20 protein-coding genes are annotated in these 22,269 nt (G+C 73.2%); 10 read left to right on the forward strand and 10 right to left on the reverse strand.

The features are described from left to right. Positions 1 to 70: 70 nt before the first annotated feature. The 3 genes from M6G08_RS09875 to sbnA all read right to left on the reverse strand — a co-directional run bounded on the left by M6G08_RS09875 (position 71) and on the right by sbnA (position 2,333). Positions 71 to 268 carry an MbtH family protein gene (locus tag M6G08_RS09875; protein ID WP_272586797.1) on the reverse strand — a complete coding sequence of 66 codons (198 nt, stop codon included), beginning with the start codon at positions 266 to 268 and terminating at the stop codon, positions 71 to 73. A gap of 85 nt (positions 269 to 353) precedes the next feature. After that, entirely contained in the window at positions 354 to 1,343 is a 990-nt protein-coding gene (gene sbnB, locus M6G08_RS09880; protein ID WP_272586798.1) for a 2,3-diaminopropionate biosynthesis protein SbnB, read from the reverse strand. Positions 1,344 to 1,349: 6 nt separating this feature from the next. Further along, positions 1,350 to 2,333 (reverse strand): 2,3-diaminopropionate biosynthesis protein SbnA, encoded by a 984-nt coding sequence (sbnA, locus tag M6G08_RS09885; RefSeq protein WP_272586799.1) that lies wholly within the window; start codon positions 2,331 to 2,333, stop codon positions 1,350 to 1,352. 289 nt (positions 2,334 to 2,622) lie between these two features. Between sbnA and M6G08_RS09890 the strand changes: the two genes are divergently transcribed. The 5 genes from M6G08_RS09890 (at position 2,623) to M6G08_RS09910 (ending at position 9,791) form a co-directional block, all read left to right on the forward strand. Continuing rightward, positions 2,623 to 4,458 carry an acyl-CoA dehydrogenase family protein gene (locus M6G08_RS09890; RefSeq protein ID WP_272586800.1) on the forward strand — a complete coding sequence of 612 codons (1,836 nt, stop codon included), beginning with the start codon at positions 2,623 to 2,625 and terminating at the stop codon, positions 4,456 to 4,458. After that, complete coding sequence (locus tag M6G08_RS09895) at positions 4,455 to 6,149, forward strand: acyl-CoA dehydrogenase family protein (RefSeq protein WP_272586801.1); 1,695 nt, start codon at positions 4,455 to 4,457, stop codon at positions 6,147 to 6,149. The genes M6G08_RS09890 and M6G08_RS09895 overlap by 4 nt, the downstream gene beginning before the upstream one ends. 77 nt (positions 6,150 to 6,226) lie before the next feature. After that, positions 6,227 to 6,517, forward strand: coding sequence for an acyl carrier protein (locus M6G08_RS09900; protein ID WP_272586802.1), 291 nt, complete (start codon positions 6,227 to 6,229; stop codon positions 6,515 to 6,517). Next, entirely contained in the window at positions 6,514 to 7,905 is a 1,392-nt protein-coding gene (locus M6G08_RS09905) for a condensation domain-containing protein (RefSeq protein ID WP_272586803.1), read from the forward strand. The genes M6G08_RS09900 and M6G08_RS09905 overlap by 4 nt, the downstream gene beginning before the upstream one ends. Positions 7,906 to 7,976: 71 nt before the next feature. After that, positions 7,977 to 9,791, forward strand: coding sequence for a fatty acyl-AMP ligase (locus M6G08_RS09910; protein ID WP_272586804.1), 1,815 nt, complete (start codon positions 7,977 to 7,979; stop codon positions 9,789 to 9,791). A gap of 58 nt (positions 9,792 to 9,849) precedes the next feature. Here M6G08_RS09910 and M6G08_RS09915 read toward each other — a convergent pair whose 3' ends face one another. Next, positions 9,850 to 10,899: a DUF1015 family protein gene (locus M6G08_RS09915; RefSeq protein ID WP_272586805.1), complete on the reverse strand. Its 1,050-nt coding sequence runs from the start codon at positions 10,897 to 10,899 to the stop codon at positions 9,850 to 9,852. Between the two features lie 56 nt (positions 10,900 to 10,955). Continuing rightward, positions 10,956 to 14,003 (reverse strand): AfsR/SARP family transcriptional regulator, encoded by a 3,048-nt coding sequence (locus M6G08_RS09920; protein WP_272586806.1) that lies wholly within the window; start codon positions 14,001 to 14,003, stop codon positions 10,956 to 10,958. Positions 14,004 to 14,582: 579 nt separating this feature from the next. Here M6G08_RS09920 and M6G08_RS09925 point away from each other — a divergent pair. Then, positions 14,583 to 15,500, forward strand: coding sequence for a glycosyltransferase family 2 protein (locus tag M6G08_RS09925; protein WP_272586807.1), 918 nt, complete (start codon positions 14,583 to 14,585; stop codon positions 15,498 to 15,500). A gap of 26 nt (positions 15,501 to 15,526) precedes the next feature. On the opposite strand, the gene M6G08_RS09930 is transcribed toward M6G08_RS09925, so the two are convergent. Together M6G08_RS09930 and M6G08_RS09935 are read right to left on the reverse strand one after the other, a co-directional pair. Then, positions 15,527 to 17,221, reverse strand: coding sequence for a bifunctional 3'-5' exonuclease/DNA polymerase (locus M6G08_RS09930; RefSeq protein WP_272586808.1), 1,695 nt, complete (start codon positions 17,219 to 17,221; stop codon positions 15,527 to 15,529). 61 nt (positions 17,222 to 17,282) lie between these two features. Continuing rightward, positions 17,283 to 18,044, reverse strand: coding sequence for a Clp protease N-terminal domain-containing protein (locus M6G08_RS09935; RefSeq protein WP_272586809.1), 762 nt, complete (start codon positions 18,042 to 18,044; stop codon positions 17,283 to 17,285). 83 nt (positions 18,045 to 18,127) lie between these two features. On the opposite strand from M6G08_RS09935, the gene M6G08_RS09940 reads away from it, so the two are divergent. Next, positions 18,128 to 19,267, forward strand: a complete 1,140-nt coding sequence (locus M6G08_RS09940; protein WP_272586810.1) for a DUF2786 domain-containing protein — start codon at positions 18,128 to 18,130, stop codon at positions 19,265 to 19,267. A 24-nt stretch (positions 19,268 to 19,291) separates the two neighbouring features. Here M6G08_RS09940 and M6G08_RS09945 read toward each other — a convergent pair whose 3' ends face one another. The 3 genes from M6G08_RS09945 to rpmB all read right to left on the reverse strand — a co-directional run bounded on the left by M6G08_RS09945 (position 19,292) and on the right by rpmB (position 20,582). Further along, a complete protein-coding gene (locus M6G08_RS09945; protein WP_272591298.1) occupies positions 19,292 to 19,756 on the reverse strand; it encodes a hypothetical protein in 465 nt (154 codons plus the stop codon). Between the two features lie 284 nt (positions 19,757 to 20,040). Then, positions 20,041 to 20,346 carry a 30S ribosomal protein S14 gene (rpsN, locus tag M6G08_RS09950; RefSeq protein WP_272586811.1) on the reverse strand — a complete coding sequence of 102 codons (306 nt, stop codon included), beginning with the start codon at positions 20,344 to 20,346 and terminating at the stop codon, positions 20,041 to 20,043. Continuing rightward, positions 20,346 to 20,582 (reverse strand): 50S ribosomal protein L28, encoded by a 237-nt coding sequence (rpmB, locus tag M6G08_RS09955; RefSeq protein ID WP_073726658.1) that lies wholly within the window; start codon positions 20,580 to 20,582, stop codon positions 20,346 to 20,348. Before rpmB ends, rpsN begins: the two co-directional genes overlap by 1 nt. Positions 20,583 to 20,655: 73 nt before the next feature. Between rpmB and rpmG the strand changes: the two genes are divergently transcribed. The 3 genes from rpmG to M6G08_RS09970 are packed head-to-tail and all read left to right on the forward strand — an operon-like array spanning position 20,656 to position 22,265. Continuing rightward, on the forward strand, positions 20,656 to 20,820 hold the full coding sequence (rpmG, locus tag M6G08_RS09960) for a 50S ribosomal protein L33 (RefSeq protein WP_019329852.1): 165 nt from the start codon (positions 20,656 to 20,658) through the stop codon (positions 20,818 to 20,820). A gap of 6 nt (positions 20,821 to 20,826) precedes the next feature. Next, complete coding sequence (locus M6G08_RS09965) at positions 20,827 to 21,081, forward strand: type B 50S ribosomal protein L31 (protein ID WP_272586812.1); 255 nt, start codon at positions 20,827 to 20,829, stop codon at positions 21,079 to 21,081. Next, positions 21,078 to 22,265 (forward strand): CobW family GTP-binding protein, encoded by a 1,188-nt coding sequence (locus tag M6G08_RS09970; RefSeq protein ID WP_272586813.1) that lies wholly within the window; start codon positions 21,078 to 21,080, stop codon positions 22,263 to 22,265. The genes M6G08_RS09965 and M6G08_RS09970 overlap by 4 nt, the downstream gene beginning before the upstream one ends. Positions 22,266 to 22,269: the final 4 nt, after the last annotated feature.

Raw genomic sequence — 22,269 nt, forward strand, 5'->3', positions numbered from 1 at the left:
TGGCGCCAGGTGTGAACTAGGCATGGGATGGAGGGAACGGGCCCTGAGCGGGGCCCTCGCGGGACGGTGATCAGGCGGCGAGGCGTTCGCGCAGGCTCAGCGGACGCATGTCGGTCCACACCTGGGCGATCCGCGCGAGGCACTCCTCGCGGGTTCCCTCGGTGCCCTCGGCCTGCCAGCCGGCGGGCAGGGCGCGGTCCGTCCACCAGATCGAGTACTGCTCCTCGTCGTTGAGGACGACGCGGTAGGAGGTCTGCTCGCTGGACATGGTGGTTCTCCTTCGGAAAAGGGGTGGTGGGTGGTGTCCGGCGCCCGGGGCGCCGTGGTCGCGCCCGCGGTGGCTGCGGGCGCGCTCAGGCGAGGAAGTCGGTGATGTCGACGCCGAGGCCGAGCTCACGGGCCGCGGTGTGCACCTCGACGGCGAGGGCGAGGTCGAGGACGCCGAGGCCGAACGGGGAGAAGACGGTCACCTTGTCCGGGTCCGGCGTGAAGGCGCGGGTCCCGGCGATGAGCTGACCGATCGAGGCGTCGATGAAGCGGCGGTGGCCGCTCATGCGTTCGGCCAGGTGCAGCGAGGTGAGCTCACGGCAGACGTGATCGGCGTCGTCGACGATGTTGTGCGTGTGCAGCAGGGTCTCGGGGGCGATGTCGCGCAGCGAGACGTGCAGGACGACCGAACCGGCCGCCACCGCGGTCAGATCGGTGTGCGGGACGCCGGCGGAGGTGGCGAACGACACCAGCCGCTGGGCGGCGAGCGCCACGTCGAGGGAATCCACGACGGCGACGCGGGCCTGCGGAAGCAATTCCGCACAGCGGCGCGCGAATTCCCCGGCGCGAGCCGCGGAACTGTCGTAGATCGTCACTTCTTCCAGGGTGTCGATCGCCGCGTTCACATAGCGCAGGATCTCCAGGTTGATGACGCCGCAGCCGACCAGGGTGATTCCGGTGGGCCGGCTCTCCCGGGTGAGCATCTCGGCGGCGAGCGCGGCGGAAGCGGCCGTGCGCGCGGCGGATATCAGGGATCCTTCGAGCAGCGCCTCCGGATGGCCGGTGCGCAGGGAGTTGAGCAGCATGGCGGCGCTCGCCCGGGGAATACCCGACTGTACGTTGCCGGGGAAGGAGGATATCCACTTCATCCCTGCCGCGGGGTGTTCCCCGCCCCGGAAGGCCGGAAGCCCGATGATGCGGTCGGACGGCTGGTCGGGAAACCGCAGGAAGACGGAGCGCGGAATGACGGTGGCGCCCTGCTCGTGGAGCAGATAGGTCGCCCTGACGGCATCGATGTGTTCCCGCTCCTTGTTGCTGAGGAGCTTCTCCACATCCGCTTGCCGGATTACGAGCATGGGGGGTCAGCCTTTCCACAGGTGCGAGACTTCACCGAAGTGGTCCCGCACCCAGTCGTCGGAGTAGATGGTCTTGAGATAGCGGTCCCCGCCGTCGGGGAAGATGGCGGCGCACACCGATCCCGGCTCGATCCGCGGCAGGAACTTGTCCACGGCGGCGAGCACCGCGCCGGACGACCCGCCGGCCAGGATCGCCTCGCGCCCGACCAGCCGCCGGCAGAACACCACGCAGTCGAGATCACAGACGTGGATCACCTCGTGCGCCGCCGCCGGGTCCATCAGGGCCGGCCGCACCGATGCCCCGTGGCCGGGGATGAGGCGGCGGGTGGGCGACCGGTCGAAGATCGCGCTGCCTTCGGCGTCGACCGCGACCACCTTGGTTGCGAGGCCCGCCTTGCGCAGGTAGTCCGCGCAGCCGCGCAGCGTGCCGAAGGTGCTCACCGAGGCGAAGAGATAGTCGACGCGGCCGTCGAGGGCCTCGACGATCTCGTGCATCGTGTTCTCGTGCGCCTTCGGGTTGAACAGGTTCGCGTACTGGTTGGGCGAATAAGCGTGCGGAATCCGTGCCATGAGTTCGCGCACACGGCGCAATCTGTTGGGCAGGAACTCGCCTGTCTCCTCATCGCGTTCGTCGACGACCTCCACTTCGGCTCCGTAGGCCCGGAGAATGGCCAGGTTCTGTTCCGTGGTCTTGGCGTCCACCACGCACAGGAAGCGCAGGTTGAAATACCTGCATATTTGTGCGAGCCCTACTGCGAGATTTCCCGAACTCGACTCCACGATCACCGAACGTCCCGGCTCTATGTCGCCGTTGCGCAGCGCTTCGAGGAGCATGTTCAGGCCGCTCCGGTCCTTGATGCTGCCCCCTGGATTGAACCGCTCGATCTTGGCGTAGACATGAGCGCTCCCGCCAGCAAACATGCGGTCCAGCTTCACCAGAGGTGTCTTGCCGATCGTCCCCAGAATCCCCGAATGCGATGCGCTCGGCATGGATTCCCCCTCACCTGTTGGGCGTGCACTGAGGACAGTAGAGCGCGACTTCGCCTGGGAACGGGTTTGGCCATGGCAGGGAAGTGTCACCGCAAGGTCCTGACAGCTCGGGACCGCCACAGGGGCCCCTTGTTGGCCAAGACTGAGGTCATCAGAAACAGCCGTGAACCGTTCGCAGATTCAGGTGGGGGCAGTGGATTCAGGTGAGGTCGTGGATTCCGGGAGGACCGTCGTTTCCGGGGGGAGTGCGGATGCGGAGGGACGCATCGGGCAGGGGGAGAGCCAGGACGTGGTGACGCGGAAGGGACCGCGGCCCGCACCGGACTACCCGCCGTACGCGCTGGCCGGCGCTCTCGACCGGGAGCTGGGCGACCCCGCCCGCGCCGATCTGCCCTTCTTCCCGGGCCGGCTGCGCGAGCTGGACGCGGCCGAGGACTTCCCGGCCGACCAGGTGCGCCTCCTCGACGCGGCGGGCCTGCCCGCGCACTACGTGCCGGCCCGCCACGGCGGCGCCCTGCACAGCTACGAGGACCTGCTGCACCTGGTCCGGGTGGTGGCGCGGCGGGACCTGACCGTCGCCATCGCGCACACCAAGACCTATCTCGGCGCGGTCAGCACCTGGGTCGCGGGCTCGGCCGAGCAGGCCCGTGCCCTGGGCGAGCGGGTCGCGGCCGGCGCGGTCGTCTCCTGGGGCCTGACCGAGCGCGAGCACGGCAGCGACCTGCTCTCCGGCACCCTGACCGCGACCCGCACCCCGGACGGCGGCTACCGGCTCGACGGCGAGAAGTGGCTGATCAACAACGCCACCCGCTGCGACCTGATCTGCGTACTCGCCCGCACCGCACCCGAGGGCGGCACCCGGGGCTACAGCCTGCTGCTCGTCGACCGGTCGACGCTCGCCGACGGCACCCACACCCCGCTGCCCGCCGCCCGCACCCACGGCATCCGCGGCGCCGACATCAGCGGCATCTCCTTCACCGACGCGCGGGTGCCCGCCTCCGTCCTGCTCGGTGCGGAGGGCAGCGGGATCGAGACGGTGCTGCGGGCCCTCCAGATCACCCGCACCCTGTGCGCCTCGCTGTCCCTCGGGGCGGGCGACCACGCGCTGCGCATCGCCACCGGTTTCGGCCTGGAGCACCAGCTGTACGGCAAGCGCCTCATCGATCTCCCGCAGGCCCGCCGCTCCCTGACCGAGGCGTACGCGGACCTGCTCACGGCGGAGGCCGTCACCCTCCTCGCGGCGCGCGGGGTGCACACGCTCACCGAGGAGATGAGCGTCGCGTCCCCCACGCTCAAGTACCTGGTGCCCACGACCGTCGACCAACTGATCACCGACATGGGGCAGTTCCTCGGCGCGCGGTCCTTCCTCAGCGAGGACTTCGCGCACGGCGCGTTCGCCAAGCTGGAGCGTGACCACCGCATCGTCGGCATCTTCGACGGCAACTCGCTGGTCAACCTCAACGCCCTGATCAACCAGTTCGGTTCACTCGCCCGCGGCTACCGGGCCGGGCGCACCGAGGCCGACGCGCTCGCCACGGCCGCCGACCTCGGCCTGCCGGTACCGGAGTTCGATCCCGTACGGCTCGAACTGACCTCCCGGGGCGGCAACAGCGTCACCGCGTCGCTGCCCGCCGGAGCCGACGCGCTGCGCGCGCTGGCCGACGCCGGCGCGGTGCCCGCGTCCCTGGCCGACCGCGCGGCGCACCTGCGCGAAGTCGCCGACGAGACCCACGAGCGGATGGCGGCCCACCGGCCCACACCCCGCGACGTGCCCGCCGACGCCTTCGACCTGGCCCACCGGTACACGCTGTGCGCGGCCGCGGCGGCCTGCGTACAGATCTTCCTGCGCAACCGGGCCGCCCGCACCGGGGGCGCCTGGCGCGACGGCCTCTGGCTGGAGGCGTGTCTCGCCCGGCTCGCGGCCCGGCTGGCGCCGGGCCGGCTGCCCGCTGAGGGGACCGGGGACGAGGAGGCCGTCCTGGACGACCTGCTGCCCCACCTCCTCGACCAGCACGCAGGCGGACACATGTTCTCGCTGCTGCCCTTCCCCCTCGCCCCCTCCCCGGACGACGCCGGGCGGCCCGTCCGGTCCGCCGCCGTACCGCAGCTCCAGGAGACGTCGTGACCCCGACCGCCCCCGCCCCCACCACCGGCCGCCCCTCGACGGCCGACCTGGAAGCCGTCCTCGGTGATCCGCACGACTCGGCCAACCCGCTCGGCCTGCACGCGGTCCTGGCCGCCGACGAGCGCGCCGAGCTGCTGCCCGAGGGCGAACGAGCCCTCGACGAATGGGGGCTGAACGCCGAGTTCGTACCGGCCCGCCTGGGCGGCCGGCTCACCGACATCGAGCGCCTCATGCACGTGATGCGCGCGGTCTCCCGCCGCGACCCCACGCTGGCCCTCGGCTACGGTTTCACCAACTACATCTCCGGCTCCGCCATGTGGACCTCCGGCAGCCCGGCGCAGCAGCGCCGGATGGCCGACATCCTGCTCGCCGGCGGCCGGACGGCGGCCGGATACAACGAGCTCCCGCACGGCAACGACTTCACCCGCACCGACCTCACCGCCACCCCCGACGGCGGCCGGCTGCTGCTGGACGGGCGCAAGCAGGTCGTCAACAACATCGGGCGCGCCGACGCCGTCGTGCTGCTCGCCCGCACCGGCGAGGGCCCCGGCAACCGCAGCCACTCGCACGTCTTCGTGGACTTCACCGAAGGCCACGCCGACCGGGTGCGGCGCGACGAGCGCTTCCCCACGGCGGGCCTGCGCGGCTGCCTCATCGGCGGCGCCGAGTTCACCGCGTTCCCGGTCCCCGCCGACGCCCACATCGGACCGGTGGGCGGCGCCATGGAGACCGTCCTGCGCGCCTTCCAGACCACCCGCGCCGTCGCCCCCGGCATGATGGCCGGCGCCTTCGACACGATCCTGCGTACGGTGACCCGCTTCACCCTGGAGCGCCGGCTGTACGGGCGCCGGGTCGCCGACCTGCCGCACGCGCGGGCCACCCTGGTCGCCGCGTACGCCGATCTGCTGGCCGCCGACGCCCTCACCACGGTCTCCTGCCGCGCGCTGCACGTCCTGCCCGACCAGACGAGCGTCCTCACGGCGGCCAACAAATACCTGGCCCCCAAGCTCCTGCACCGGGCGAGCCGTGACCTGGGGGCGATTCTCAGCGCCAACTCCTTCCTTCGTGACGGCGGTTACGCGGTCTTCCAGAAGTTCGCCCGCGATCTGCCCGCGATCACCTTCGCGCACGCCAACGCCTCCGTCTGCCTGGCGACGATGCTGCCCCAGCTGCCCCGGATGGCCGCCACGAGCTGGGGGCTCGCCGAGCACCCGCCGGCGGGCCTGTTCCGGCTGGACGCGCCGCTGGGCGACATCGACTACCAGGCCCTCGAACTGACCGCGCGCGGTGCCGACCGGCTGACCGCGACGCTGGGCCACCCGGGCGTGGCGGAGCTCCTGCCGGACGCCGCCGCCCGCCTGGTCGCCCTGTTCCGCGCCGACCTGGCGGACCTGCGGGAGCGCTGTCTCGCCCTGCGGCCCACGGACACCTCGGTGATGGCGGGCCGGGCGGGGTACGTCCTCGCCGACCGCTACGCCCATCTGGCGGCCGCTTCGGCCTGCCTCGGGATCTGGTTCCACAACCAGCACGCGGCGGACCCGTTCCTCACGTCGCCGCACTGGCTGACCGCCGCCCTGACCCGCCTGGCGGCCCGCCTGGGGCACGCCGCGGCCCTCCCGCCGGAGACCGAGGCCGTCCTCTTCGACTCCCTCACGGGCAGCGACAGCCCGTTGTCGCTCACCCGCACCTGACCCGCGCCCGCCGACGTACCGCCGGCGGCCCGCATCCCGCAGCCTCACACCACCTTTCCACCCGCCAAGGAGCACCCATGAGCACCGACCAGGCCACCACGACCACCACGACCACCGTCCGGACGCCGGAGGAGGTCCGTGAGTGGCTCACCGAGCGGGTGGCCTACTTCCTCGACGTGACGCCGCAGGACATCGCCTCCGACGCCCTCCTCGTGGAGATCGGTCTCGACTCGGTCTACGCCCTCACCCTCTGCGGGGACGTCGAGGAGCAGTTCGGCATCGTCGTGGAGGCCACCCTCGCCTGGGACCACCCCACCGTGGACGCCCTCACCACCCACATCCACGCGCAGATCGCCGACCCGCGATGACCACGGCCCCCGGCAGACCGCTGTCCGTGGGCCAGGAGGCCCTCTGGTTCCTGTACCGGATGGCCCCGGAAAGCCCCGCCTACAACGTCCAGGCCGCCCTGCGCGTGCGCGGCGCCCTGGACGAGAGCCGCCTGCGGCACGCCCTGTACGCCCTGGCCGAACGCCACGACGTCCTGTGCTCCACCTTCACGGAGGGCCCCGGCGGCCCCGAGCGCGTGCCCGGTCCCCCCGCCCTGCTCCCCCTGGAGGTCATGGACGTACCCGAGTCCGCCGACGACGGCCACCTCACCGAGCTCGTCGCCGAGTTCGGCAGGCTGCCCTTCGACCTGACGGCCGAGGGCACCTCCCGCGCCCTCCTCGTACGCCGCTCTCCGACGGACGCCGTCCTCGCGGTGTGCACCCATCACATCGTCTCCGACGCGACCTCCCAGTGGCTGCTCCTCCAGGACCTCCTGGACCTGTACGCGGACCAGCCGCCACCCCCGCTGAGGAGCACCTTCGACGATTACGTGGCCGAGGAGCAGCGTGTCCTGAGCAGCCCCCGGCGCGCGGAACTCGCCGCCTTCTGGGCGGACTTCTGCGCCGGGGCGCCGGCCGGCGAGCTGCCCACCGACCGCCCCCGCGCCGCCGCCGAGGCGGGTGTCCTGCACGGTGCCACCTGCGAACTGCGGCTGCCCGACGAGCTGGTGCCGCGCCTGCGGGAGACGGCCCGGCGGACCAAGGTCACCGGCTTCGCGCTGCTGCTCGGCGTCTTCCAGAGCCTGGTGCACCGCTACGGCGGCCGGCGCGACTTCCTCATCGGCACCCCGACCACCACCCGCAGCGGCCCCGGTATGCGCCAGGTCGTCGGCTATCTCGTCAACACCCTGGTGGTTCCGGCGCACTTCACACCTGAGACGACGTTCGCCCAGGCCGCGGGGGCGGCCCAGCGCCAGGTGATGACGGCGATGCGCAACGTCGCCTTCCCCTACGCCCTGCTGGCGGGCGAGGACCCGTACAGCACCCGGAACCCGCCGGTGCGGATGGCGTTCACGATGGTCGCGCCCACCCGGCTGGAACCGCTCCTGCAACGCGTTACCGAGGCCGCCGCCACCGGCACCACCACCCGGTACGCGGGTCTCGACGTCGCCTTCGTCGACGTCCCCATGCTGGAGGGCCAGTTCGACATCTCGGTGGAGATGCGGCAGAGCTCGACGTCCCTGACGGCCGTCTTCCGCTACGCCACCGACCTGTTCGACGAGAGCACGGTGCGCCGGCTGCTCGACCACTACGTCCAGCTGCTCACCGCCGCCGTCGACGGCCCCGAGGACCCGGTCACCGGCCCCGCCCTGGTGCGGGCGGGCGAGCTGGACTCGCTGCTAGCCCTCGGCGCGGACGACGACTGGTGACCCCGCCGCCACGGCCCCGTACACCCCGCCCAGCCCGCTCCGCCCGATCCAGCCGACCCCCTGGGGGAAACATGTCCTGGCAGCCCAGCGCCCTGCCGTCCGCGTCGAGCGCCACGGCCCGCATCCGCGAGAACGCATCCGCCGCACCCGGCGAGACCGCCGTCGTCTTCGTCCGCGACCCCGCGTCCCCGGGCCCGGAGAGCCACGAGCGATGGTCCTACGAACGGCTCGACCACGAGGCACGGAAGATCGCCGGCCGGCTCCAGGAGCTGTGCACACCGGGCGACCGCGTTCTGCTCCTCTACCCCGAGAGCCTCCAGTTCGCCGCCGCCTTCGTGGGCTGCCTGTACGCGGGTGTGGTCGCCGTCCCCTCGTCGCTGCCGGGCGCCTACGCCCACCAGCGGCGCCGCGTCGACTCCATCGCGCGCAGCGCCACCGTCTCCGTGGTGCTCACCAGCGAGGCGGTCGCGCCGTCCGTCCTCGACTGGGCGGCCGCCTCGGACACCGCCCCCGCCTGCCTGGTCACCGACGGCCCCGAGCTGACCGAAGCGCACGCGGACGCCTGGGTGATGCCCGACGCGATCACCCACGACGACCTGGCCCTTCTCCAGTTCACCTCGGGCTCCACCTCGGACCCCAAGGGCGTGATGGTGACCCAGGGGAACCTGCTGCACAACTCGGACGGTCTCAGCCGGGCGTTCGGCCTCGACCGCACCACCCGCTTCGGCTCGTGGATACCGCAGTACCACGACATGGGTCTGCTCGGCATCCTGCTGCCGCCGCTGCTGCTCGGCGGCTCCTGCGTCCTGATGAGCCCGACGAGTTTCCTCAAGCGCCCGTACTGGTGGCTGAAGGTCATCGACGACTACGGCATCACCTGGTCGGCGGGGCCCAACTTCGCGTACGAGCTGTGTGCCCGCCAGATCACCGACGAGCAGCTCGCCACACTCGACCTCTCCCGCTGGCGGTACGCGGCCAACGGCTCGGAGCCGATCCAGGCATCCACCCTGACCGCGTTCAGCGAGCGGTTCGCGCCCGCCGGCTTCCGCGCCGACGCGATGCTCCCCTGCTACGGCATGGCCGAGGCGACCGTGTTCGTCTCCGGCACCGGGCCGCGCGAGCTGACCGTCACCCGGGTCGACGAAGCGGCCCTGGAGGAGCATGCGTTCACCCCGGTAGACGCGGACCGGCCGGGCCGCCCGGTGGTGAGCTGCGGTGCCGCCCTCGACTACGACATCGCGGTCGTGGACCCCGCCACCCTGGCGGCGCTGCCGGCGGGCCGGGTCGGTGAGCTGTGGCTGCGCGGTCCGAGCGTCGCCCGCGGCTACTGGGACCGCCCCGAGGCCACCGCCGCGACCTTCGGCGCGCGCACCGCCCAGGGCGACGGCGGATACGTAAGGACCGGCGACCTGGGCACGGTCCACGACGGCGACCTGTACGTCACCGGCCGCATCAAGGAGCTGATCATCCTGCGCGGCCGCAACATCTACCCGCAGGACATCGAGCACTTCATGCGTGCGGGCCACGAGGACCTGGTGGGCCTGTTCGGCGCCGCGTTCCTCGTACCGGCGACGACCGACGACGGCGAGGTGGACGAACAGCTCGTCGTGGTGCACGAGGTGCGCGGCGGGGTACGGTCCGACGCGCTCGGGCCGCTCGCGGAGCGGATCAGGGCCGACATCACCCGCGCGTTCAGCGTCCGGCCCGGTGCGGTCGCCCTGGTCCGGCGCGGCGCCGTACTGCGGACGACCAGCGGGAAGATCCAGCGTGCCGCGATGCGCGAACAGTTTATGGCGGGCGGCCTGAGCGCTCGCCACCTGGCCACGAACGACGCCCTGGCCCGAGCTGTCGCCACGGCCACGCGGTCCGTGCCGGTACCGGCCTGAGCGAAGGCGGGGCGGCCCCGTCCTCCGGGCCGCCCCACCCCTGCCGTCCCCACCTCGCTCACAGCATCCGGAAGACCAGCCCGCGCAGCGGCTTGGGCTCGAAGGACGTCGATTTCCAGGGCAGCGTGACACCGGCCTGCGCCAGCTCGCGCACCACGTCCTCACCGACCGGACGCATCAGGACCGCCGTCCCGCCGTCCGCTCGCCGCACCGCCTCGTCCGCGTCGTGCGCGTGCCCGACCTGCCGCGCGTCGTGCGTGGGCACCTTCCACAAGTGGCCGAGCAGCGTGTCACGCAGCACCGTGGCGTCCAGCTCCCGCCAGCGCGCGGGCCGGTCGTGACGCACTGTGTGCCCGGTCAGCTCCGGGGCGGGCGCGTCCAGCAGGTGGAAGGCCCGCCCGTCCGTGACCACGTAGGCGTTGCCCCGCACCTCCAGGCCCGCCGCCCGTCCGTCCAGCGTTTCGAGCGCCTCCACGCAGCCACCGGGCAGCCGCCGTACGCGGAAGAGGCCCCCGACCGCCGCCAGCGCGTCGCGGAGCGGCAGCCCGGGCAGCACCCGGTGGATGGGGCCCATGGCGAACGGATGGCGGCCGGTGTCCACGAGCAGTGCCAGCCCGAACTCCCCGGCCGCCGCGTCCACCTCCCGCAGCTCGCGGTAGGTCGCCCAGCGGTGGTGCCCGTCCGCGATCAGCGCCTGCCGGACACCGAGGTCAGCACGTACCACCCCCTGGTCGGCGCGGCCGGTGATCGCCCACAGCCGGTGCCGTACGCCGTCCGGGTCCCACGCGTCCAGCAGCGCGGTCTCCTCGCGCGCGGTCCGCTCCAGCACCCCGGCGGCCCCGCCGTCGCCGCCCCGGTACCCGAGCAGCACCGGTTCCAGCTGTGCGCGCCCCGCCCGCAGAAAAGCCACCCGCTCCTCCACGGCCTCCGCCGCCACATCCTCGTGCGGCACCACCGCACCGGTCAGCCGCACCGCACCGATGATCCCGCGCCGGCCGCCGCCCCACTCGTACCCGTACAGTGCGGGCCACTTGTCGAAGGCGAGGACTCCTCCCGCGCCGACCCGCACCCCGCGGAACGGCACCACGTCTACCCCAAGGCGTCTCATCCCCCGAACATAGGAAGCCCGCCTTTCACTCCGATTTCCCCCGCGCCCCGCCCCTGCTACCGCGCGGCGAGCTCCCGGGCGAGCACCGTGGCCTTCACGACGACCCCCTCCCGCTCGCCGGCCACCACCCTGTCCAGCGCGCGGCCCACCCGGCGCTCCCAGCTCCCGGCGTCCATCCCGCGGAAGACCTCCCGCGCCCGGCGGAGCCGACTCACGGCCCCCGCGCCCCGCCGGGTGGCCTCCGCGCACGCGAGGTCCACCTCTGTACGGGCCTGGAGGAACCGGTCCGCGACCTCCTCCGCCACGGCCAGTGCCTCCTTCAGAGTCGCCTCCGCCTCGTGCGGCCGGTCCTGGCGCCACTGGGTCTCGCCGAGGGCGCGCAGCGCGTACGCCTCACCGAGCCTGTCACCCTGCACCCGGGTGAGGGAGACGACCTCCCGGCACGCATCCTCGGCCGACCGCACCTCTCCCGCCCGCAGATATGCCTCCGCGAGCCGGTAGATGTTCTGGGCCTTGCCCCGCACGGACCCGGCCGCCTCGCCCGACCTGATCGCCTCCCGGGCGAGCGCGATGCCCGCTTCCGTATCGCCCCGTTCCAACTCGATCTGCGCCAGCAGCCCGAGCGCGTGCGAGCGTTCCGCGAGATCGTCGCCGTGCTCGAAGTGGTCGAGCGCGGACCGGCAGAAGTGGGCCGCCCTGTCCAGATCCCCCTTGAAGCGGTCGCACAGGGCGAGGTTGCGCAGCACGAGCGCCCGCTCCCCGCTGCCGTCCGCCGACCGCCCGTCGAGCAGCTCCATCGCCTGCGAAAGCAGCTCCTGCGCATCGCCGTACCGGCGGCGGGTGATGGCGAGCGTGCCGAGCGAACGCAGCATCACCGCCGCGCCCAGGCCGTCCCCGGCGGCCCGCGCCGCTTCCAGGGACACCCGGGCCGCTTGCTCCCAGTCGTCCAGGTAGTTGCGCGTCTCGAACAGCGGGACCGTCCGCGCGATCAGCTCCCAGGCGTGTCCGAGCGCCGGGTTCTGGGCCGCATGCCCGGTCAGGCCGAGGACGGTGGTGCGCTCCGACTCGAACCACTCGATCGGGTCGGCGAGCAGCCGGGCCACCGTGGTCCCGGGCAGTGCGACCGCGTGCCGCGCCCGGTGCGGCATGAGCGTGCCCTTGCCGTACAGCCTCCGGTGGGCCTCGTCGGCCAGGGTGAGCAGCGTGCCGAACGCGCGTGCCACGGCAGCCTCCCGCTCCTGCTCGCCGTCCTCGACGCAGGCCCGCTCCCATGCGAACAGCCGGAGCAGTTCCTGGATGCGGAAGCGGCTCTGCAGGGTGCCGGCCTCAGGCGTCGACACCTCGAGCAGCTGCGCGTCGACCAGTTGCTCGATCAGGTCCTCGGCCCGGTGCACGCCCACGTCGAGCACCGCCGCTCCCATCCAGCCGGTGAACGTGGTCACCGGCAGGAGACCCAGCCGCCGGTAGAGCTGCGCCGCTTCCGGGGACAGCTCGCGGTAGCTGAGCTGGAATCCGGCCCGTACCCCGCCGTCGTTCGGGCTCAGCACGTCGAGCCTGCTGAACCGGTCCTCCAGACGGGACGTGAGTTGGTGCAGTGACCAGTGCGGCCGGGTGGCGAGCCGCCCCGCCGCGATCCGCAGCGCCAGCGGGAGCCGTCCGCACAGCTCGACCAGCCGGGCTGCCGACACGGGGTCCGTGGCCACCCGCTCGGTCCCGATCACCGCCGCCAGCATCCGGTCGGCCTCGTCGGGTGTCATCACCTTCAGCGGGATGTGCACGGCGGCGTAGTCCCCGGCCAGTTCGTCCAGCTGGTCGCGGCTGGTCACCAGGACGACGCACTGGCCGCGCCCGGGCAGCAGCGGTCTGATCTGGGTGGAGGACCGCACGTCGTCCAGGATGATCAGCAGCCGCCTGCCGCTCAGCACGGACCGGTACAGCGCCGAGCGCTCCGGCAGCCCCGCGGGTATCTGCGCGCTGGACACCCCGAGCGCGCGGAGCGCCTGGTCGAGCACCGTCATCGGCGACAGGGGCTGGTCGTCCTCGCGGTAGCCGTGGACATCGATGAAGAGCTGCCCGTCGGGGAAGTGCCGGGCCGCCCCGTTCGCCCAGTGCACGGCCAGGGCGCTCTTGCCGACCCCGCTGACCCCGGAGACGACGGCGACGGCAAGCACCCCGTCGTCCTGGCCCGGCAGCAGCTCGTCCAGCGTCGCCAGTTCGGGCTCGCGGCCGGTGAAGGCGGCCGCCGGCAGCGGAAGCTGGGCCGGTACCGACGCCCCCGCCGTCAGCGCGGCCACCGCCGGAGCCGCTGGTGCCGCCGGGGCCTTACCGCGCGGAGCGGCGCCGGGTCCGTCCTCCTCCTGCAACACCTGGCGGTGCATCTCCCGCAGCGCGGGACCCGGTTCCACTCCCAGTTCCTCCACGAGCGCCTCGCGGCCAAGCCGGTAGAGCTGCAGTGCCTCGGCGCGCCGCCCTGCCAGGTGGTGCGCCTGCATGAGGTGAGCGCGGGCCTGCTCGCGCAGCGGGTGCTCCCTGACCAGGGGTGTCAACCGCGCGATGACGGGCCGGTGCCAGCCGAGCCGGAGTTGGAGGGCGGCGAACTCCTCGTTCACGTCGAGCCAGAGCTCGTTCAGTTCGGTGACCGTGTCGTCGATCCGGCCGCCGCCGAGGCCGTCCAGGGCCTGCCCCCGCCACAGCCCGAGGGCCTGCTCGAACAGTTCGGTGGCCTCCGGTGCCCGGTCGTCGTGCGCGGCCGCGAGGCGGGCCCGCCCGATGAGTTCGCCGAGCTTCTTCAGGTCGATCCGGCAGTTCCGCGAGGACAGGATGTACCCGGGGTGGCGCGTCTCGATGAGCCCGTCGTCCGCCCCCGCCGCCCGGAACGTCTTGCGCAGTGAGGTGACACAGATGGCGATCTGGTTACGAGCGGTGGCGGGCGGCGTCCCCTGCCATACCGTCTCGGTGAGGGCGTCCACGGAAACGACCCGGTCCGGAGAGATCAGCAGCATCGTCAGCACCGCCCGCTGCCGGCCGCTGCTCACCCGCACAGGGCGCCCGTCCACCTTGATCTCCAGCGGTCCGAGCAGGCTGAACCGTATTCGCTCCGTCATACATCCCCCAGATCCCCCGCCGTACCGTGCTCTGCGGATCCCCCCCCCGCGTTCGAGGAGTGCCGCCGGACACGATGCTCGATTCAATCGATCAACGATTGAAACACGAAGTCAACACAGAGAGGCTGCGTGTTTTCACGAAGGGTTCACATTGCTGCATCCGCCATGGTTCGCATGTAGAGCGCTGGCGACGGCTTGTAGAGGTCCGACAGTGGAGCACCGCCGGTGGACAGTCGGTGGACGGACGCCTTTGGACGGTGCAGCACGGGGTGGCACAGGCCAAGCTGCTGCACATGCTCTGATCAGGAAGAACGTCATGAGGCAGCGCAACAAAGCACCACGCAGCATGATCGCTCATGGTCTCGTAATGCGTAGATCCCGGGTTCGAATTCCGAAGGCGACTCCATCGAAACCCCGAGTCGGAATCGCTTCCGGCCGGGGTTTTTCGTCTCTGCTCCGTGTGCCGGTGACCGCCGCCAGTGCGGCGAACCGCGGAGCCACCCACGGGCGTACGCCGTGAATCGCGGTCGTGAACGGTTAGCATCGCGCACACGCTGTCGGCCGGAACGAGGTGTGGGCATGGGCGAGGACACGGGCCGGGACGCCGGGGTGCCGAGGATCGCCGTCGCCGTGGTCACCATGGGGAACCGGCCCGCCGAGGTCGACGCCCTGCTGGAGTCCGTGGCCGAGCAGGACGTGCCGCCCGCCCGGATCGTGATCGTCGGCAACGGCTGCCCGCTGCCCGAGTTCGCCGCACGGCTGTCGCTGCCCGGGGAGGTCACGGCGATCGAGGTCGAGGAGAACCTCGGCTGTCCCGGCGGACGGAACGTGGCGCTCGCGCGGCTGCGGGAGTTCGGTGACACCGACGTGGTCGTGGAACTGGACGACGACGGGCTCCTCGTGGACGCCGATGTGCTGCGTCGGGTCGGGGAGCTGTTCGCGTCCGACGAGCGGCTCGGCATCGTGGGCTTCCGGATCGCCGACGAGCACGGCGAGACACAGCGGCGGCACGTCCCCCGGGTCGGCGCCTGCGACCCCATGCGGGGCGGGTACGTCACCGGCTTCCTGGGCGGCGGGCACGCGCTGCGGTCGGCGATGCTCGACGAGGTCGGTGACTGGCCCGCCGAGTTCTTCTTCGCGCACGAGGAGACCGACCTCGCCTGGCGTGCCGCCGACGCCGGCTGGCGCATCCTCTACGCGCCCGAGCTGCTGCTCCAGCACCCGAAGACCTCGCCCGCGCGGCACGCCGTCTACTTCCGGGTCAACGCCCGCAACCGCGTCTGGCTGGCCCGGCGCCGGCTGCCGCTGCCGCTCATCCCCGTCCACCTCGGCGTGTGGGTGCTGCTCACGGTGGCGCGCAACCGGTCGCTCGGCGGGCTGCGGGCCTGGTTCGGCGGGTTCGTGGAAGGCATGCGCAGGCCCGCGGGGGAGCGGCGGCCGATGCGGTGGCGGACCGTGGGACGGCTCACCCGGCTGGGGCGGCCGCCCGTCATCTGACGGCGGGCCGGGTGCCCGCGCGCCGCTCACTTCGCGTCCGCGTAGCACTCCACCACCGCCGTGGTGAACGGAAACCGCACCGGCGTCGGGCCGAACGTCAGCCGCCCCGCCAGCTCCGCCGACTCCCGTATCGCCGCGACGACGGCGTCGGCCTCCTGCCTCGGACAGTGCACGATCACCTCGTCGTGCTGGAAGAAGACCAGCTCCGCCGCCATGTCCGCGCAGGCCTGCCGCAGTGCGGCGAGCAGCAGCAGGGCCCAGTCGGCGGCGGAGCCCTGGACCACGAAGTTGCGGGCGAAGCGGCCCCGGGCGCGGGCGTTGGTGGAGGCATAGCCGGGCACCCACTCCTGCGGGCCGGGGACGTCCGGCGGCCGCTCCTCCTGCGGGATGCCGGCCTCCTCGGACGCGTCGTCGGAGGAACCGGCGGCCGGCGGGCAGGTGCGCCCCAGCCAGGTCCGCACGAGCCGCCCCTCCTCCCCCGCACGGGCCGCGTCGTCGACGTACGCCACCGCGCGGGGGAAGCGGCGTCTGAGCGCGGCGAGGTTCCTCAGGCCGTCGCCGGAGGTCTGGCCGTAGACCGCGCCGAGCACGGCGAGCTTGGCCCGGTCACGGTCGCCGGAGAAGGCGCGGTCGGAGACGGACTGGTACAGGTCGGTCTCCCGGCCGGCCACCTCCATCAGGCCGGGGTCCCTGGAGATCGCCGCCAGCACCCGCGGCTCCATCTGGTCGGCGTCGGCGACGACCAGGACCCAGCCCGGGTCGGCGACGACGGCCCGCCGGATCACCTTGGGGATCTGGAGCCCGCCCCCGCCGTTGGTCACCCAGCGGCCGGTGACGGTGCCGCCGGCCAGGAACTCGGGCCGGAAGCGCCCCTCGCGCACCCAGTCCTGGAGCCAGGACCAGCCGTGGGCGACCCAGATCCGGTACAGCTTCTTGTACTCGATCAACGGCTTGACGGCCGGGTGGTCGACGGACTCGATCTCCCACCGGCGGGTGGAGCCGACCTTGATACCGGCCTGCGCGAACGCCTTGACCACGTCCGCGGGCAGGTCGGGCCGCACCCGGCGGCCGAAGGCGGCGGACACCTCCTCGGCCAGCTCCGCCAGGCGGCGTGGCTCGCCCCCGCCCGCGTACCGCTCGCCGAGCAGGTCGTGCAGGACCTCGCGGTGCACGTCGGCCCGCCAGGGCAGCCCCGCGCGGTTCATCTCGGCGGCCACCAGCATCCCCGCCGACTCGGCGGCCGTCAGCAGCCGCAGCCGGCCGGGGTGCGCGGACCGGTCGTGCCGGCGCTGCTGCTCGGCGTAGACGGCGAGCAGGTCGTCCAGGCGGAGGTGGACGCCCTGGGGCTCGAAGAGCGAGGACTGCGCGCCGGGCTCGGCGGAGCGCTGCGGCGGATCGGGCGGTACGGGGCCACCGCGCAGCCGGGCCAGGGCGGCGGCGGCCGAGCGGGGCTGCCCGTAGTGCCCCTCGTGGCCCAGCAGGAGGGTCTCGGCGGCCTCCACGTCGTAGCAGCGCTCGACCCGGACTCCCTCGGCGAGCAGGCGCGGGTGGATCTCGGAGGTGGACCGCCACACCCAGCGCGAGACGTCCGGCCGGGCGCGGACCGCCTCGGCCGGGCCGGGCTCCCGCCGCACCGGTCCCGCGGGCAGCCCGCCGGGGCCGAGGGGGGCGACCTCCACGCCACCGTCCTCGGCCACGGCGAGCGCCCACCGGTCGGCCATGTCGCGAGTGTCGCAGCAGGGACTGACAACGGCCCCCCGCCGTGACCACCGGGGCGTCGGCTCAGCCCTCCTGGCGGTCGGCCTCCGTCCCCTCCGACTCCCGGGCCACCTCGATGAACTGGGCCAGCGCCTCGGTGACGTACCGCTCGGTGGCCTCCTTGCCGAGCCCGAGCCCGCTGAGCACGCCCTCGCCGTTCTCGTGCTCCAGCAGGGCGAGCAGGATGTGCTCGGTGCCGATGTAGTTGTGGCCGAGGCGCAGGGCCTCGCGGAAGGTGAGCTCGAGGACCTTCTTGGCGGCGGGGCCGTAGGGCACCAGCTCCGGGACCTCCGCCGCGGCGGGCGGGAGCGCCGCGGTCGCCGCCTCCCGCACCGCGTCCGGCGCCACGCCCTGTGCGGCGATCGCCTTGGCGGAGAGGCTCTCGTTCTCCGTGAGCAGGCCGAGGACCAGGTGCTCGGGCAGGCCCTCGGTGTTGCCGGCGGTCTTGGCCGCGTTGTGGGCGGCCATCACGGCGTTGCGGGCACGGGGCGTGTAGCGGCTGAAGCCCTGGTTCGCGTCGAGGTCGGCGGACTCCTTGGGCACGAACCGCTTCTGCGCGGCCTGCCGGGTGACGCCCATGCTCTTGCCGATGTCCGTCCAGGACGCGCCCGAACGCCGGGCCTGGTCCACGAAGTGGCCGATGAGGTGGTCGGCCACCTCACCGAGGTGTTCGCCGGCGATGACGGCGTCCTGGAGCTGTTCGAGGGGCTCCGCGTGCACCTTCTTGATCGCCGTGATGAGTTCGTCGAGGCGTACGGATGACGTGATGCTCGGGTTCGTCGTCATGTGTCAACCGTAGGTTGCCCCCCACTCGCTGTCAACTGGCAGTTGACAGCCCGGGTTCCCGGTGGTCGTGGCACCATCGCCGGGTGAGTACGCCCCGCACCGTCGACCGTGCCTTCGAGACCGCCCTGTACGACACCGGCGACGCCGCTCTCGACGGCGCCGCCTCACTGCTGGCCGCCGACCCGGCGGCGGACGCGGAACTGGCCCGGCGGGGCGAGGAGTTCGTGGCGACCGCCTGGCGGCGCGGCTGGCAGCCCGCCGACCTCGTACGGATCGTGCGGCGCGAGCTGGACGACACGCACGTGCGGCTGGTGGCGGCGCTGATCCGTGCCCAGGCGCCGCACGACCGCCCGCGCGGGCCCCGCTGGACCGCCCAGCTCGACGCCGTACCGGACCAGGCGCCGCCCCGCACCGACCGCTTCTCGCACGCCACCGCCGTACTGGAGCTGTACCGCCTGCTGCTGCGGCTGCCCGTGCTGGAACCGCTGGAGGCGCCGCGGGCGCCGGGCGCGCCGCGCGGCGAGGCCCGGCCGGAGTCCCGCGCCCTCGCGCGTATCCGCGCACTGCTCGCCAAGGCGGAGGCGACCGGGTACCCGGAGGAGGCGGAGGCGCTGAGCGCCAAGGCGCAGGAGCTGATGGCCCGGCACAGCGTCGACGAGGCGCTGCTGGCGGCCGGCGCCCCCGCGCCCGACGCGCCGGGAGCCTGCCGGATCGGGGTGGAGCCGCCGTACGAACAGGCCAAGGCGGTGCTGCTGGACGCGGTGGCCGACGCGAACCACTGCCGCGCGGTGTGGAACGAGGCCCTCGGTTTCTCCACGGTCGTCGGCTTCGAGGGTGACCTGGAGTCGGTCGAACTCCTCTACACCTCGCTGCTGGTGCAGGCCGAGGCCGCGATGGCGAAGGCGGAGGCCGCGCAGCGTGCCGGCGGGCGCAAGCGGACCAAGACCTTCCGGCAGTCGTTCCTCGCCGCGTACGCACACCGCGCGGGCACCCGGCTCCGGGCGGCGGCCGAAGCGGCCACCGCCGAGGGCGGTGCGGCGGCGGGCGTGGACCTCCTGCCGGTCCTGGCCTCCCGCGAGGTCGCGGTCACCGACCGGCTGGAGCGCCTGTTCCCGGAGACGACCACGACCCGCCTGCGCGGTGTCTCCGACGCGGCGGGCTGGACGGAGGGCACCCGCGCCGCCGACGACGCGCGGGTCGAGCGCCGACGGCCGCTGCGGTAGTGCACCGCGCGGTGGCGGCCCGGCTCAGGAACCGAGGCCCTCGGTCGGCAGGCCGGGCGGCAGCGAGCCGCCCTCGGACCTGGTGTACGTCTCCTCGCCGACGCCGCCTTCCCACGTCACCTTCAGTGAGGTGTCGTCGACCGACTCGACCGTGCCCCTCGCCCGGTCGTCGCTGCCGGCGGTGCACTTCAGGCGGATGGTCCGGGTGCCGGACTCCTCACCGGCGGTGCCGCTGCACACGGTCCCGCCGGTGGCGAAGAGGGCGGCCTCGTCGCCGGTGACCATCAGTGCGACCGCCTGGCCGTCGGCGGTGGCGAGCCAGCTGCCCTCCAACTGCCCGGCCGCGGAGGGTGACCCGCCCGTGCCGCCGCCGGTCTGCGAGCTCGCGCTCGCGGAGGCGCTGGGCACCGCCGAGGACTTGTCCCCGCCCGAGCCGCCGTCGTCGGAGTCGCCGCTGTCGGTGCACGCGGTCAGCGCCAGGGCGCCCATCAGCCCGACGGCCACGGCCGCGGCCCGCACGGACCGCCGGGCCGACCGGATCGACCGGGCCGACCGCCCGCGCGGGCCCCCGGTGCTTCCGGGCGCAGTCACAGCAGTACTCACAGCAGTACCCGCAGCCGTACTCCTAGCCGTGCCAGTCGCGTTCGCCGTGCCAGTCGCGTTCGCCGTGCCAGTCGCGTTCGCCGTGCTCGCCGTGCTGTCCACCGTCACCCGTGTCACCGGAAGCTCCAAGCTGTTGCCGGACGGCCGTTCGGCCCCAAGACAGCCGCAAGCTACCAGGAGGCCTTGCGCACCCCGGGAAGATGCCCGGCGTGTGCCTGCTCACGCAGGTTCACCCTGGACAGTCCGAAGGTGCGCAGATAACCGCGCGGGCGCCCGTCGACCTGGTCGCGGTTGCGCACCCGCGTGGCGCTCGCGTCGCGGGGCTGCCGGCGCAGTTCCCGCTGGGCGGCGAGCCGTTCGGCCTCCGTGGAGGACGGCCGGCGGACGATCTCCTTCAGTTCGGCCCGGCGCGCGGCGTACCGCGCGACGGTCCGCTGCCGCTGCTCGTTCTTCGCGATCTTGCTCTTCTTCGCCATCAGATCCTCACTCCCCGGGCACGGATGCGCGCCACCGCCGCCTCGACGCCGATCGCGTCGACGGTCTTGATCCCCTTCGCGCTCAGCTTCAGCCGGACGTGCCGGTTCTCGCTCGGCAGCCAGTAGCGCCTGGTCTGGACGTTGGGGTCGAAGCGGCGGGAGGTCCGCCGGTGGGAGTGCGAGATCCGGTTGCCGAAGCCGGGCCGGGCCCCGGTGAGCATGCAGTGGGCGGACACGGTGACGTACCTCTCCTTCGGGTCGGACGACCCCTAGCTGTTAATGGAATTCATTTTCAGTAAGATAGCAGCCATGGCACGCAACGAACTCCGCCCGGTCATCAAACTCCGGTCCACCGCCGGGACCGGCTTCACCTACGTCACCCGCAAGAACCGGCGCAACGACCCCGACCGCCTGGTCCTGCGCAAGTACGACCCGGTGGCCGGCCGCCACGTCGACTTCCGAGAGGAGCGCTGACCCGCCGTGCGCAAGGGAATCCACCCCGAGTACCGCCCGGTCGTCTTCCGCGACCGCGCCGCCGACTACGCCTTCCTCACCCGCTCGACCATGACGAGCGAGCGCACCATCGAGTGGGAGGACGGCCACACGTATCCGGTCGTCGACGTCGAGATCTCGGACGTCAGCCACCCCTTCTACACCGGCACCGCCCGCGTCCTGGACACCGCCGGCCGCGTCGAGCGCTTCGAGCGCCGGTACGGGAAGCGGGGCGGGGCGTGAGCGGGCCGGAGCGCCCGGCCCTGCCCGTGGTGATCGTCGGCGGACTGCACGCCGACGCCCGCAAGGCGGCCGTGGCCCGGCTCCTGGCCGACGTGCCCGGCAGCGTCGTACTCCACCACGACCTCGCCACGGCTACCGCGGGCACGGTCGTACGGACCGTGCGGGACGCCACCGGCATCCGCTCCGCCGGTGAGGCGCCGCTCGTCAACGACTGCGCCTGCTGCGCCCTGCGCGAGGACCTCGTCCCCGAGCTGGCACGGCTCGCGCACGCCGGAGGCACCCCGCTGGCGGTCGTCGAGCTGTGGGACTCCGTGGAGCCCAAGGCGATGGCCGAGGTGGTGACGGCCGGCGGCTTCACCGTCACCGGCGTGATCACCGCCGTCGACCCGGCACTCGTGCTGCCGTACCTCGGCAACGGCGACGACCTCGCCGAGGGCGGTCTCGCCGCCGCGGCCACCGACCAGCGCACCGTCGCCGACACCTTCGCGCGCCAGCTGGAGTACGCCCCCGTCCTCGCCCTCGCCGACTCCCCTCAGGCCGACGACGAGGACCGCGAGCTGCTGGCCCAGCTCCACCCGACGGCCCGCCGGGTCCCGATCGGGCAGGGTGACCCGGCCGGCGGCCACGGAGACCGGAACGGCCCCTGCGCCCCGCTGGCCCGTGCCGCGCGGGCCGGGTTCGACGTCGAGGCCGCGGCCGCCGCCCAGCACCCGGCCTGCGCCCTGCTGCCCGCCGAGGCCGACGCGCACGGTGTCTCCACCCTGGTGTGGCACCGCCGCCGGCCCTTCCACCCGGAGCGGCTCTACGCGGCGCTGGAGGACCTGACCTGTGCCGCGGCCCGCAGCCGGGGCCGGTTCTGGCTCGCCGACAAGGCGGACACGCTGCTGCACTGGGACGCCGCGGGCGGGGCGTTGTGCGTGGAGAGCGCGGGGCCCTGGCTCGCCTCGCTGCCCGACGCCGCGTGGGAGATGGTCCCGCCCGTGCGCCGCGCCGCCGCCGCGCTGGACTGGCACCCGGAGCACGGCGACCGCTGCCAGCACCTGGTCTTCACGTCCCCCGGCCTCGACCGCGACGGCCTCGAACGGCTCCTGGAGTCGTGCCTGCTGACCGACGCCGAGTACGCCGCCGGGCAGGCCGCCTGGGAGCGCCTGCCGTCCGCCTTCGACACCCTCCTGGAGGTCTGAGACC

This window comes from Streptomyces sp. M92, from assembly GCF_028473745.1.
Lineage (GTDB): Bacteria > Actinomycetota > Actinomycetes > Streptomycetales > Streptomycetaceae > Streptomyces.